The organism is Pseudomonas sp. 8BK, assembly GCF_902506475.1.
Lineage (GTDB): Bacteria > Pseudomonadota > Gammaproteobacteria > Pseudomonadales > Pseudomonadaceae > Aquipseudomonas > Aquipseudomonas anguilliseptica.
Window position 1 is genome coordinate 2,701,595 of sequence record NZ_LR733252.1, and the last position, 12,710, is coordinate 2,714,304.

Sequence of the window (12,710 nt, forward strand, 5' to 3'; positions counted from 1 at the left end):
AAGTCGCCTTAAAGACGCTATTTTTCACCTGCCAGCCCACTCACCAAGTACGAGTAGAGAACCATGGAAGACGTCGACCTGCAGGCTCTTACGACCAAGCTGGACTTGCTGATCCAGCGGGTCGAACAGCTCAAGGCGCAAAACCGACAGCTTCTGACGAGCGAAAAGGCCTGGCGCGAAGAACGTGCCCATCTAATTGAAAAGAACGAAATGGCCCGGCACAAGGTCGAATCCATGATTTCGCGCCTCAAAGCCCTGGAGCAGGATTAATGACCCAGTCGAATACCTTGACCGTCCAGATTCTGGACAAAGAATATTGCATCGCCTGCCCGAGCGATGAACGCAGCAACCTGGAAAGCGCTGCGCGCTATCTGGATGGCAAGATGCGGGAGATCCGCTCAAGCGGCAAAGTGATTGGTGCCGACCGCGTTGCCGTTATGGCTGCACTGAACATCACCCACGACCTGCTACACAAACAGCAACACCTTGATCAACAGGCCGGCGCTAACCGTGATCAGGTGCGTAGCCTGCTCAATCGGGTCGACAGCGCTCTGGCTCGGGATGCCGATGAGCAAGGCAGCTGATTGCACGCCGGCGCTTTCGGGTATACTGGCCACCGCTCCCTGGAGTGTGCGCCAGTTGGTGATGTCCCTGAGCCGATTCGCACAACCCCGGAGGTTGCACGTTGAAGCCGGTGTGCATGTCCGCTTGACGGAAAGCCTTAACGCCTCCTGCAACCTCCACCTTGAACTTTCGGGTTCAAGGGCTAAGCCGACAGCGGCACGTCGGGGAGTCACCTCTTCCAGCCCATTGCCCTTCTGCGGCAATCGCTACCGCAACAGCCCATGCTCGACACCTCAGCACTAAGCCGCGCGCAATTACGTCGCCATCTGCGCGTACAGCGGCGCGCCCTCAGCCGCCATGCTCAACGCCAAGCCGCTAAGGGGCTGTATAAACAGATGGCACAGCACCCGCTGTTTCGCCGCGCACGACACATTGCCCTGTACCTGCCCAATGATGGCGAGATCGACCCAGGCCCCCTGTTGCGTGCCGCCCAGCAACGGGGCAAAGCGACCTACTTGCCGGTGCTCAGCCCCTGGCCGCGCAGCAAGATGGTATTTCAACGCATCCGCACCAATGAGTGTGTGCAGAAGAATCGCTTCGGCATTGATGAGCCTCGGCGCAACTGCAAACAACAACGCAAGGTCTGGACACTGGACCTGGTGTTGCTGCCACTGGTCGGTTTCGACCGCCACGGCGCGCGCCTGGGCATGGGCGGTGGGTTTTATGATCGCAGTCTGGCGTATCGCGCACTGCGCAAAAATTGGCACAAACCGACATTATTAGGCTTGGCGCATGAGTGTCAGCAGGTAGATCGACTGACCATGGCCAGCTGGGATGTGCCACTGCAAGGCACAGTGACTGACAAGGCGTGGTATTGAATCAAGCCACTTAAAGGCTGTACCGCACTCCCTGCGGTACGTACCAGGTTCAACCTGCCGCTTGCGACTGGGTGACCGGCGTATCAGCCTGGCGATCCCACAAACTCTGGGTATAACCGGTAGTGACCACACCCAGGCTGAACAGTATTACCAAAATCAACAACACATCGGGTTTACGTTTCATCGAATGCCTCCCCCTTAAAGGCATAGCGCACGCTGTATTCGCGGCAATTATTTTTATAGATCCAACAGCGGCAGCCATCCACACGCACCGGCGGCAACACTGCAATACGCCGGGCACTACCAGTGTAAATAGCACCTGCCCGCTAACGGACTGAATCACAGGAGCAAAGTTCATGCCTTATTGGCTGATGAAGTCAGAACCCGACGAACTCTCGATTCACGACCTCCAGCGCCTGGATCAAGCACGCTGGGATGGCGTACGCAATTACCAGGCGCGCAACTTCCTGCGCAGCATGCAGCCGGGTGATCTGTTCTTCTTCTATCACTCCAGCTGTCCAGAGCCGGGCATTGCCGGAATCGCCCGTATCGCCTCGGCGCACTACCCCGACCCTACAGCGCTAGAGCCTGACAGCCATTACTTCGACGCCAAGGCCAGCGCAGACAAGAATCCCTGGAGCGCGGTCGATGTGGCGTTTGTCGAGGCGTTCAAGCGGGTGATCCCGCTGGCGCAGCTGAAAGCGCAGAGTGCGCTGCTGGAATTACCGCTGGTGCAGAAGGGCAGCCGCCTCTCGGTGATGCCTGTCAGCGCCGAGGAATGGGCAGCCGTACTGGCGCTGCGCTGAAATGGCGCAGTGCCTGCACCATGCCGGCTTATTGAATAATCAGGTTATTGAATAGCAGGTCTTCCACCAGCGGCTTGCCTTCTTCCTGGGTGAGCACTTCCTGCACCTGCTTGAGCGCCTCGGCACGCAAGGTTTCGCGAGCGCCCGGGGCCGACATGGCCTCTTCGGTCTGCTGGGAGAACAACATAACCAGTTGATTGCGGATCAGCGGGTCGTGGTGTTTGACCTTGGCCTCGACATCCGCGCCAGTTACCCGCAGGGAAATATCGGCCTTGAAGAACTTGAGCTTCGGCCCCTCGCCAAAATTCCCTACCAGCGCAGGAAACAGAGAGACATAAGCCACCACCGGAGCGGCCCCTTCACCCTCCTTAGCCTCTTTATCTTCCGAGGCGTACGCCGCCAAGGGCAGGGACAGAGCCAACAACAATGCGATCCAGGCTTTCACAGGCGGTATTCCTCAAGAGTTCAGCCCCTAGCATAGCCACAGTCAGGCGACGGCCCAAGCCCCAAGCTTATGCTTAGCCATCAGGCACAGGCATGCTCGTTGACCGGTCATCACCCGCACCTACACTGCATGGCCATCAACCGCAGAGGAAAAGCCCGATGAAAGCCATGCTGTGCAAAGCCTTCGGACCCGCCGAAACCCTGGTACTGGAAGAAATCGCCAGCCCCGAAGCGAAGAAGAATGAAGTACTGCTCCAAGTTCATGCGGCCGGGGTCAACTTCCCCGACACCCTGATCATCGAGGGCAAATACCAGTTCAAGCCGCCCTTCCCCTTCTCTCCGGGTGGCGAAGCGGCTGGCGTGGTAACCGCTGTCGGTGAGAAAGTCAGCCACCTTAAAGTCGGCGATCGGGTGATGGCCCTGACCGGCTGGGGCAGCTTTGCCGAAGAAGTGGCAGTGCCTGGCTACAACGTCATGCCAATCCCGGCGAGCATGGATTTCGCTAGCGCCGCCGCATTCGGCATGACCTACGGCACCTCGATGCACGCCCTCAAGCAGCGCGCCAACCTGCAACCAGGTGAAACCCTGCTGGTGCTCGGCGCATCCGGCGGTGTCGGCCTGGCCGCGGTGGAAATCGGCAAAGCCATGGGCGCCAAGGTGATTGCCGCCGCCAGCAGCGCGGAAAAGCTTGAAGTGGCCAAAGCTGCCGGTGCGGATGAACTGATCAACTACAGCGAAAGCAACCTGAAGGACGAAGTGAAACGTCTGACCGGCGGCCAGGGCGCGGACGTGATCTACGACCCGGTGGGTGGCGACCTGTTCGATGCCGCCATTCGCTCAATCGCCTGGAATGGCCGCCTGCTGGTGGTGGGCTTTGCCAGCGGGCGCATCCCCGAACTGCCGGTCAACCTCACCCTGCTCAAGGGCGCGGCCGTGGTCGGGGTGTTCTGGGGCTCGTTTGCCCAACGCCAACCGCAGGACAACGCCGCCAACTTCCAGCAACTGTTTGCCTGGCACGCCGAAGGCAAGCTCAAGCCGCTGGTGTCGCAGACCTTTCCGCTGGAGCAGGCGGCAGAGGCGATCAACACCCTCGGTCAGCGCAAGGCGGTCGGCAAGGTAGTGGTGCTGATGCGATAACCAACCCAGTCATTTCGCCAGCTGCCCATTCGGACACTGGCGAGTCTTTTCAAATTTTCTTCACACTCCTGCACCCCCTCTTCTAGGTGCCCACCATGTACTGCGTTACTGTGCTCTATCCGAATCAGCCAGGTGCTCGTTTTGACTTCACCTACTATCGCGAACGCCATATCCCCATGATGCTTGAGTTGCTCGGCAACAACGTACTCAGCACCCAGGTACGCCGCGGCATCCAGGCAGTTGATGGTTCAAGCGCGCCTTATCTATGCCTGCTCAATACCCATATCCGCTCCCCGGAACAGTTTGCCCAGGTGATGGCCGAACATAGCGCGCGGGTACTCGGCGACATCCCCAATTACACCAACCTACAACCTATTATCCAGATCGACGAAATCCTCTGAGTGAAGCATGGCGTGCCCGCACGCCATGCCGAAAGCCTGCCAGCCCACAGCCCAGCCACGCGGATGCTCAAGCGCGATGCTGCGCCGTCCAGCTTTCCCGCCCACATCAAGCTACCTGCAGAACAACCAACTCAGCGAGGCCCGGGCGCCGTGGTCTTGACGAGTCATATCCGCGGTTTAAATAATGACCACTATGAAAAAAACCAACGAAAAAAACAGGCGCGGCCGCCCTCTTAGCTTCAACCGCGAACAGGCGCTGCACACTGCATTGCAGCTGTTCTGGCAACAAGGTTACGAAGGGACGTCGATCGCCGATCTGGTGGCTGCCATGGGTATTGCACCACCGAGCCTGTACACCGCCTTCGGCTCCAAGGAACAGCTCTATCTCGAAGTCATCGACCTTTACCTAAAAGGGCCAGGTAACTTCATCAACCACGCCCTTGAGCAGTCATCCGATGCGCAAAGCTTTACCCGACAGATCCTCAGCAATGCCGCGCATGAGTTCACCGCGCATAACCACCCACCTGGTTGCATCGTTTCCACCGGACTGGTGGCGAGCGCCACCTTGCACCATCGTATGGCGCACAACATGCGCGAACTGCGCAGCGCTACCCTGGGCCTGATCAGCAAACGCTTCGAAGAAGCCAAAGACAATGGCGAACTCCCAGCACATATCAACTGCCAGACGCTGGCGCGTTTCTTCGGTGCAGTGATCCAAGGTATGTCGATCCAGGCCCGTGACGGTGCTCTAGCCAGCGAACTGCAGGCCATGGCCGACCAGGCCATGGCTAGCTGGCCGCAGACCTGACCAACCCCTCTCTCCCGCAGCACACCCGAGTCGCTGATATGCGCTGATATGCGCTGAAATATACAGCGACCGATTGGGACACTTACTTTAGCGATCACTAGCCAATGCCTTGCAGCTCCCGCTAGTGCCGTGCGCGCCTAGCGCTTGCCCACAGAGGCGAGCCGATCCGCACGGTTTCTTGACTGCCGCTTTAAACCATCCGGCACCAATGCTTTTCAAGTCATCAGCTAAAGGGAATCCGCCATGTCTGTGGAAAGAATTTTTATCGTGGGCGACAAGTTTGCACAGTTCGCCGAAAACGCCCATGTAATGGCAGTTAGTAAACTAGAGGCCATCCTCGATGGCGACCTGCTGCACCAACACAACCTGCGCTTCCAATTGGGCCAGGGCGTCTCCGAAGAGCTAGTTGCCCGCCTCCTGGAGAAGGCCGCTAGCTTAAAGAAACCCTGGCTCACTGACTTTTCCAAGCCGCTCAAGGCTGGCCGCCAGCACGCGCATAAACATCAACAACACAATTCGATGATCAGCATGCCGCGTCGCCTGAGCCACGACAGCTTCGAGGTGGATGTGCTACTCGATGATCGCTGCGCCGAGATGAGCGACCACATGACCGGCCAACACATCCAGGGCATGGTGCTTACCGAAGCGGCGCGGCAGACCTTCCTGGCCGTCAGCGAAGAGTTCTACCTGCACAACGAGTCCCATAGCAGCTACTTCGTAATTAACAACATGGATGTCGAGTACCTGCGCTTCGTCTTCCCCCTGCCTATGACCATTCTGTATCAGGTGCTCGATCACAAGATCAGCGAGCGCAGCCGCTCACAGCGCTTCGAGGTGCGCATGTCAGTGATCCAGGCGCAACAAATTTGCTGCGTAGTGAAAACCAAGTTCTCCACCTATCCCGACGCCTTGATCGCGGAAAAGGAAGCCGGCCTGGCCAAGCAGGCAATTCTCAGCGAACTGAACCCGGAGATCGTCCATGAAAAAAGCGCCTGACAACGCCGGTAACTGGTCAGCGTTCTTCGATGTGGACGGCACCCTGATCAGCATCAAGAGCATGTTCAGCTTCCTCGATTACCTGATCGAAGCGCTGCTCATCACCGACTCGCCACGGGTCAAGGAGTATCAAACAGCGCTGCGCCAGATGATCGCCAATGAGCAGCCGCGCGAGGCCATCAACAGTTTCTACTACCGCATTTACGAAGGCCTCGATGTTGAGCGGGTACGCGAACTGGGACGTGACTGGTATGCCCAGGTCAGTCGCGATAACAACCTGTTCTTCGCCCGCATGCGTGAAGAAATTAGCTGGCATCAGCGTCAGGGGGCCAGCATCGTACTGGTCTCTGGCTCCTTTGCGGCGATTCTCGAGCCCTTGGCCGAGGAGCTCGGCGCGAACTTTCTGATTGCCGCGCCGCTGGAAATTCTCAACGGCCGTTATACCGGGCACCTGACCGGCCACCCGAGCATCGGTCAGGGCAAGGCTGACGGCGTGCAGGCGTTTATCCGCGAACACCAGTTGCTGGCGCAGCGCTGCTATGCATACGGCGACGATATTTCCGATATTCCGATGCTCGAACAGGTCGGTTATCCGGTCATGGTCAACCCCGACGCCAATAGCCGCAGTCTCTGCCAGCAGCGCAACTGGAACATTATCGAGGCGGCCTAACCGCGCCCAGTCTCTTGCCCCCTCTTGAAGGGGGCCTTGCCTCACTTATTTTTCTGCCGAGCAATGCAGCAGGTCAGCGCTGCTTGCGGCCGCGCCATTGGCGGCCCGCACACCATGCCCCGGAACTCCCGACACGTAGCCGAAGGCTGTGGCTTTTCAAGCTGAGGTGAAACCTACCTGTCCGTTCGAACAGTGATGCCCGCGCAGCGGGCTGAGTAACGTGCAGCCTCAATCATTGGCCGCAGATAGCGCGGCTTGTATCCACCGTTTTTTGGAGAGCGACATGAACAGAACCCTGGCGAACAAAAGCGTCCCGGCAGTAGGCTTGGGCTGCATGGGTATGAGCGAGTTCTACGGCGAGACCGACGACGCGCAATCCTTAGAAACCCTGCATGCCGCATTCGACCTCGGCTACCGCCACTTCGACACGTCGGACATGTACGGCCGCGGCCACAACGAGGAGCTGCTGGGCAAATTTGTCAGCGAACTCGGCAGCCGTCGCGACGAAATCCTTCTGGCCAGCAAATTTGGCATCTACCGCGACCCTGCCGACAAGTACAACCTGCTGATCGACGGTTCCCGCGACTACGTCAAGAAAGCCTGCGAAGCCTCGCTGCAGCGCCTGAAAACCGACTGCATTGATCTGTATTACGTGCACCGCCGCGATCCAAACACTCCAATCGAGGAAACCATCGAAGCCCTTGCAGAGCTGGTACAAGAGGGCAAGATCAAGGCCATCGGTCTCTCCGAAGTGTCCCTGGAGACCCTGCGTAAAGCCCACGCAGTACACCCGATCGCCGCCCTGCAGAGCGAGTACTCGCTATGGAGTCGCGATCTCGAAGAGCACACCCTGCCAGCCCTCGAAGAGCTGGATATTGCGCTGGTCGCTTACAGCCCGCTGGGGCGTGGCTTCCTCACCGGCGCCATCACCAAGCAGCACATCGAACAGGCCAGCGCCGAGAGCGACTTCCGCGCCAAGCTGCCGCGCTTCCAAGGCGACAACCTAGACAGCAACCTGCAACTGGTCAAAGCCTTGGAACAGCTCAGCAGTCAACTGGATTGCACCCCGGCGCAACTGGCTCTGGCCTGGTTGCTGGGGCAGTACGAGAACCTGCATGTAATCCCCGGCACCAAGCGCATCAAGTACCTGGCCGGCAACTTCGCAGCCCAGGCACTGGAGCTGGACGTTGCCGCCTCGGCCATGCTCGGCCAGATCTTTGCGCCTCAGGCGATCGCCGGCAAACGCTACCCGGACGCCATCCTCAAAGGCACCAACATCTGAGTCACAGGGAGTCGCGCGGCTCAGTTCGAGCCGCCGGCCACCTATTGGCAATGAGGAATAGCGCAGATGAAACCGCACGTATTGATAGTCGGTGGCGGCCCCACCGGCATGACCCTGGCCTTGCAACTGCAACGCTTCGGCATCGGCTTTCGCCTTATCGAGAAACGCCCGAAGCAAGCTTCCGGCTCCAAGGCCCTAAGCATCAACCCGGCCTCGCTGAACCTGCTCGACGACCTGGGCGTCGCCGACAGCCTGATCGAAATGGGCCATAAAACTGAAGTGATCAACCTGGTATATGACAACCAGACGCTGATGCGCGCCCGTTTCGCCAGCCTGCCCAGCAAGTTTCCATTCTTTCTGATGCTGCCGCAGCCAGAAACCGAAGCGGTGTTGGAGCAGCGCCTAAGTCACCTGGGCCATGAGATTGAGCGCGAATGCGAACTGATCGGCCTGCGCCAGTTCGATGGCCATGTAGAGGCCGAGCTGCGCACCAGCAAGGGCCTTGAGCGCCAGCGCTTCAACTATGTCGTGGGCTGTGATGGTGGCCTGAGCAAGGTGCGTAGCGAGCTGGGGCTGGACTTCAGCGGTTATGACTACAACATGCATTTCATCCTCGCCGACCTGCGCATCCAGTGGCCGGGCGCCAAGGAACAAGGCTTCTACTTTATTCGCGACGATGGTTTCCTGATTTTGCTGCCGCTCAAGGACGGCTTTCACCGGATCGTTATCAAGGTCAACGAACAATGTCCGCCAGGCTACAAGCCGAGTCTGGAAGAAATCCGTGGCTATATCGAGCGCTACGAGATTTCCGGCTTACAGGTCAGCGACCCCATCTGGTTGTCCAGCGCGCCATTCTACAACCGCTCGGCGAGCACCATTCGCCGGGGACGGGTATTTCTCGCCGGGGACGCTGCCCATCTGTTTAGCCCGATCGGCGGCTTTGGCATGAACTCCGGCATCGCCGATGCCTTCAACCTCGGCTGGAAACTCGGCTACAGCCTCAAAGGCCTGGGCAACGACCATCTGCTGCAGTCTTACGCCGACGAGCGCGAGCAAACCACCCGCACGCTGCTGGCCAAGACCGACAAGTCCACCTCGTTGATCGCCCGCCTCCACCGTCACCTGCCGGCCGAAGAGCAAGCCTACCTGCCGCGCTTGTGCAACCGCGGATTCATCCGCCGCTTCCCCCTGGAAACCGCCGGTTTGACCCTGCGCTACGGCACCCCGCTGCATGAATTGCAGGCTGGTTGTCAGTTGCCCTACGTGGCCACCCTGGCGCAGCTACCGCAAGCACTCGGCCAGGCCAAGCACAGCCTGCTGATGGTGCCGTCGAGTGAGACCAACCCTGCGGCAGTCAAACGCTTGCTCGCCCTGCTCGAGCCCTTGCGCGCGCACTTACGCATTCACTGGCTGGGCGAGCATAGCCAGGGCCTGCCCGCCGCCAACCACCTAGCCGACCCGCAGCAGCGGCTGCGCCAAGCCTGGCAGTTGGGTGAGGGCGAGTTTCTGCTGGTGCGCCCCGATCTGTTTATCGATTGCCGAGGCCGCCTGGATGATCCATCCAGCCTTACCAATCTGATTGAACGTTTTTATCTGCATGACCTTGTCACTGCCGAGCAGTTGGCCGGATGAGGGATGCCGTGATGTTAAAGAACCAGGGCCGGCCACTCGGCCAGATCGAAACCAATATGGCCTTGATGCATGAGCTCAACGGCAGCACGCAAACCGCCAGCCTATTGAGCTTTGCCGGCCCGCTATCGGCATCCACCCTGCTGCACGCAGCGGAAAAGTTACATTGGCGCCATCCACTGTTGCACAGTCGTATCGTCGAGCGGGCGGGTGCCTTGCACTTTAAGTGCGATGTGAGTTTTGCGCAGATCAAGGTGCATAACCACCCATTGCTTTCCGGGCAAACACCAGCGCAGATGTTGCAGCATCAGCTCGACAGCGTGCTCGATCCACAGCGTCACTTGTGGCGCGTGTTGCTGCTATCAACCGCAGATCGCAGCCAGCACCATCTGCTGTTGACCTGTCATCACGCGATTGCCGACGCCATCAGCCTCACACAATTGCTTGGCGAGCTGCTTAGCCTGTGCGAAAGCCAACAGATCGGCGGCCCCTTCCAGGTTCAGCAAGCCCCACTGGCCGCAGCCCTGGAAACTTACCTGACTCCGGAAACAGCGCCCCAGCCGCCCTGCGAAAACCCAGCGCCAGTACGTTTCTTGCAAAGCATGCCGTTGGCGCGGCGACGCACCGGAATACGCCGCTTGCTGCTCGACAGCAAGATCAGCAGCAAGCTGAAGCACCTAGCCAAAACCCAGGGTTTGACGCTCAATTCACTGCTGGCAGCCGCCTTGCTCAAGGCCTCAGGCGAGTTGGCACTGGGCTCCCAGATCCGTATCAGCACCGCAGTGTCGTTGCGCCAGCGTGCGGCTACACCAATCGATAAGAGTGCTATTGGCTGCTTTATCGGCGTGGCCAACCACTGCCTGCCGGTGACCGCCCGCAGCCTTGGCAGCATCGCCATCGATTACCAGCGTCAGCTCCAGGCCAGCCTGCCGCACCTAGTCAAGTGCCTGCCAGCGCAGGAGCTCGACAGCATGCGCACGCGCATCCACTCGCTACGCTCGCACCAAAGTTTCGTTCATGGCATCGCGTTGACCAACCACGGCGTCATCGAATTCCCCCAATACCGGCATTTCAAACTACTCGACTACGCCAACGCGGCCTCGCGGGTAGCCGGAAATTTCGCCGTGGCTTTGCACGTCACCGGATTCGCCACCGCGCTATCGCTGTGCTTCACCTTCCCGGATCCCCTGATGGACGAGACGCGTATCCGGCAGCTCCAGAACAAGTTGCACCAGGCCTTGCTCGACTTCATATCAGCCTCAGAGGTGGATCAATGAACGCCCTACATATCCAGTTAGCCAACGGCCCTGTGCACTGTTTCGACAGCCAAGGCTCGGGCATCACGGTCCTGCTGCTGCATGGCAACTCATCAGCCGCAGAGGCTTTCGGCGCTCAGTTCGCCGCACTCGGCAGGCGCCACCGCCTACTGGCCCTGGACTTACCCGGCCATGGACAGTCGGCGGCGGCAACGCCCAAGCACTACAGCTTCGCCGGCTATGCCGATGCCTTGGTGCAGGCTATCGAACACCTGCAGCTAGAGGATTACCTGATAGTCGGCCATAGCCTGGGCGGCCATGCTGCACTCGAAGCGCTGCCACGCTTACCCGGCTTGCGCGGGCTTTGCCTAATCGGCGCACCGCCGTTCAACTCTGGCAATGCCGGCCAGCTGTTCTGCACCGAACCCACCGGCGGCCTGGTGTTCCAGGCCGAACTGGACGATCAGCAGGTCACCCGTTTAGCCAACGCCTTTGTCAACCCGGAACACCTGGAGCAAAGGCAGCTCGCTAGCCTGGCACGTTATATCCGCGCCACCGACCCGCAGGTTCGTGCCGCCCTGGGTGCAAGCCTGAGCAGCGGAGCCTTCGCCGACGAAGTGGCGTTGCTGGCTGCCAGCGGCGTACCAACGCTGCTGGTGCAAGGCACTGCCGACGCGTTTATCGACGCTCGGGCCTGCACGCAAGCCGCCGTCTTCGCCCCGGCCAAGCTGTCGGTGGTGCTGTTCGACGATTGCGGTCACTGCCCACATCTGGAAGACCCCGCCCGGTTCAACGACCTGCTGGACACCTTCATCACCCACACCTGTGAGAACACGCTATGAAAGCCTTTGTGATCAATGCCTTCGGCCCCGCCGACGTCTTCGAAAAAGTCGAAATGCCAACGCCTCAGGCCGCTGCTGGCCAGTTGCTGGTCCAGATTGCGGCAACTGCCATCAATCCGCTGGACTATAAACTGCGGCGCGGCGACATCCCCGCCTTCACTCATGATTTCCCGGCGATTCTGCATGGCGACTTCGCTGGCATCGTCAGCGCCGTAGGTGCGGGTGTGCAGGGTTTTGCCGTGGGCGATGCGGTTTATGGTTGCGCCGGCGGGGTACGCGGCCGACAAGGTGCGCTGGCCGACTATATGCTCGCTGATGCCGCCCTGGTGGCGCATAAGCCGCAGAACCTGAGCATGGCCGAGGCTGCGGCAATGCCATTGGTGCTGCTCACTGCCTGGGAAGGCTTGATCGACACAGCGGCGATCAAACCAGGTGATCGCGTCCTGGTACACGGTGGCACTGGCGGGGTCGGCCATATCGCGGCGCAGTTGGCAAAATGGCAGGGTGCCAAGGTCTACACCACGGTCGGCACGGCAGAAAAAGCCGAGCTGTCGCGTGAATACGGTGCCGACCAGGTCATCAACTACCGCGAGCAGGACGTCGCCAGCTACGTCGAGCGTTACACCGATGGTGTCGGCTTCGATGTGGTGGTCGATACCGTTGGCGGCGAGACCTTCGAACAGAGCCTACTGGCGACCCGCGTAGGCGGCCGCATCATCACAGTGCTGGCCATGGGCAAGCTGGATATGACCGTCGCCTGGGCACGCAAGCAGACCGTGCATTGCGTCAACATGACCTGGCCGATGGCTACCAGCGTCGGCATGGAGCATCACGGCTTTATCCTGCGCGAAGGTGCCAAGCTGGCCGAAAGTGGCAAGCTCCGTCCGCTGCTCGACAGCCAGCGTTTCAGCTTCAGCGAAGTCGCCGCCGCCCACGTCTATGCCGAGTCCGGCCAGGCGCTGGGCAAGGTCAGCCTGACCCGCGACTGAGTGAGCCG

At 59.8% G+C, this 12,710-nt stretch carries 16 protein-coding genes and 1 other RNA gene; 15 read left to right on the forward strand and 2 right to left on the reverse strand.

The window, feature by feature from the left end:
- The first annotated feature begins 63 nt into the window (after positions 1-63).
- From ACIN8IBEIGE_RS12435 to ACIN8IBEIGE_RS12450, 4 genes are all read left to right on the forward strand, one after another.
- Positions 64-270: a TIGR02449 family protein gene (locus ACIN8IBEIGE_RS12435; protein WP_090254694.1), complete on the forward strand. Its 207-nt coding sequence runs from the start codon at positions 64-66 to the stop codon at positions 268-270.
- Positions 270-584: a cell division protein ZapA gene (locus ACIN8IBEIGE_RS12440; RefSeq protein WP_090254691.1), complete on the forward strand. Its 315-nt coding sequence runs from the start codon at positions 270-272 to the stop codon at positions 582-584. The genes ACIN8IBEIGE_RS12435 and ACIN8IBEIGE_RS12440 overlap by 1 nt, the downstream gene beginning before the upstream one ends.
- Before the next feature lie 33 nt (positions 585-617).
- Positions 618-796: non-coding RNA, 6S RNA (gene ssrS, locus ACIN8IBEIGE_RS12445), on the forward strand.
- A gap of 49 nt (positions 797-845) precedes the next feature.
- Entirely contained in the window at positions 846-1,442 is a 597-nt protein-coding gene (locus ACIN8IBEIGE_RS12450; protein ID WP_160014902.1) for a 5-formyltetrahydrofolate cyclo-ligase, read from the forward strand.
- A gap of 49 nt (positions 1,443-1,491) precedes the next feature.
- Here ACIN8IBEIGE_RS12450 and ACIN8IBEIGE_RS20935 read toward each other — a convergent pair whose 3' ends face one another.
- Positions 1,492-1,626, reverse strand: a complete 135-nt coding sequence (locus ACIN8IBEIGE_RS20935; RefSeq protein ID WP_256665141.1) for a hypothetical protein — start codon at positions 1,624-1,626, stop codon at positions 1,492-1,494.
- Between the two features lie 172 nt (positions 1,627-1,798).
- On the opposite strand from ACIN8IBEIGE_RS20935, the gene ACIN8IBEIGE_RS12455 reads away from it, so the two are divergent.
- Positions 1,799-2,248 (forward strand): EVE domain-containing protein, encoded by a 450-nt coding sequence (locus ACIN8IBEIGE_RS12455; RefSeq protein WP_160014903.1) that lies wholly within the window; start codon positions 1,799-1,801, stop codon positions 2,246-2,248.
- 28 nt (positions 2,249-2,276) lie between these two features.
- On the opposite strand, the gene ACIN8IBEIGE_RS12460 is transcribed toward ACIN8IBEIGE_RS12455, so the two are convergent.
- A complete protein-coding gene (locus tag ACIN8IBEIGE_RS12460) occupies positions 2,277-2,693 on the reverse strand; it encodes a flagellar basal body-associated protein FliL (RefSeq protein ID WP_090377959.1) in 417 nt (138 codons plus the stop codon).
- A 158-nt stretch (positions 2,694-2,851) separates the two neighbouring features.
- Here ACIN8IBEIGE_RS12460 and ACIN8IBEIGE_RS12465 point away from each other — a divergent pair, with 158 nt between their 5' ends.
- The 10 genes from ACIN8IBEIGE_RS12465 to ACIN8IBEIGE_RS12510 all read left to right on the forward strand — a co-directional run bounded on the left by ACIN8IBEIGE_RS12465 (position 2,852) and on the right by ACIN8IBEIGE_RS12510 (position 12,702).
- Positions 2,852-3,829, forward strand: a complete 978-nt coding sequence (locus tag ACIN8IBEIGE_RS12465; RefSeq protein ID WP_160014904.1) for an NADPH:quinone oxidoreductase family protein — start codon at positions 2,852-2,854, stop codon at positions 3,827-3,829.
- Between the two features lie 95 nt (positions 3,830-3,924).
- Positions 3,925-4,230: an EthD family reductase gene (locus ACIN8IBEIGE_RS12470; protein WP_160014905.1), complete on the forward strand. Its 306-nt coding sequence runs from the start codon at positions 3,925-3,927 to the stop codon at positions 4,228-4,230.
- Between the two features lie 184 nt (positions 4,231-4,414).
- The gene (locus ACIN8IBEIGE_RS12475; RefSeq protein WP_160014906.1) at positions 4,415-5,038 is read left to right on the forward strand and encodes a TetR/AcrR family transcriptional regulator; all 624 of its coding nucleotides are present in this window, start codon (positions 4,415-4,417) and stop codon (positions 5,036-5,038) included.
- Positions 5,039-5,281: 243 nt separating this feature from the next.
- Positions 5,282-6,034, forward strand: a complete 753-nt coding sequence (locus ACIN8IBEIGE_RS12480) for an AfsA-related hotdog domain-containing protein (RefSeq protein ID WP_160014907.1) — start codon at positions 5,282-5,284, stop codon at positions 6,032-6,034.
- A complete protein-coding gene (locus ACIN8IBEIGE_RS12485) occupies positions 6,018-6,704 on the forward strand; it encodes an HAD family phosphatase (protein ID WP_160014908.1) in 687 nt (228 codons plus the stop codon). Before ACIN8IBEIGE_RS12480 ends, ACIN8IBEIGE_RS12485 begins: the two co-directional genes overlap by 17 nt.
- Positions 6,705-6,987: 283 nt before the next feature.
- A complete protein-coding gene (locus tag ACIN8IBEIGE_RS12490; protein WP_160014909.1) occupies positions 6,988-7,986 on the forward strand; it encodes an aldo/keto reductase in 999 nt (332 codons plus the stop codon).
- Positions 7,987-8,052: 66 nt separating this feature from the next.
- Positions 8,053-9,618, forward strand: a complete 1,566-nt coding sequence (locus tag ACIN8IBEIGE_RS12495) for an FAD-dependent monooxygenase (protein WP_160014910.1) — start codon at positions 8,053-8,055, stop codon at positions 9,616-9,618.
- A gap of 11 nt (positions 9,619-9,629) precedes the next feature.
- Positions 9,630-10,892: a condensation domain-containing protein gene (locus ACIN8IBEIGE_RS12500; RefSeq protein WP_160014911.1), complete on the forward strand. Its 1,263-nt coding sequence runs from the start codon at positions 9,630-9,632 to the stop codon at positions 10,890-10,892.
- Positions 10,889-11,713: an alpha/beta fold hydrolase gene (locus ACIN8IBEIGE_RS12505; RefSeq protein ID WP_160014912.1), complete on the forward strand. Its 825-nt coding sequence runs from the start codon at positions 10,889-10,891 to the stop codon at positions 11,711-11,713. The genes ACIN8IBEIGE_RS12500 and ACIN8IBEIGE_RS12505 overlap by 4 nt, the downstream gene beginning before the upstream one ends.
- Complete coding sequence (locus ACIN8IBEIGE_RS12510; RefSeq protein ID WP_160014913.1) at positions 11,710-12,702, forward strand: zinc-dependent alcohol dehydrogenase family protein; 993 nt, start codon at positions 11,710-11,712, stop codon at positions 12,700-12,702. The genes ACIN8IBEIGE_RS12505 and ACIN8IBEIGE_RS12510 overlap by 4 nt, the downstream gene beginning before the upstream one ends.
- The last annotated feature ends 8 nt before the right edge of the window (positions 12,703-12,710 follow it).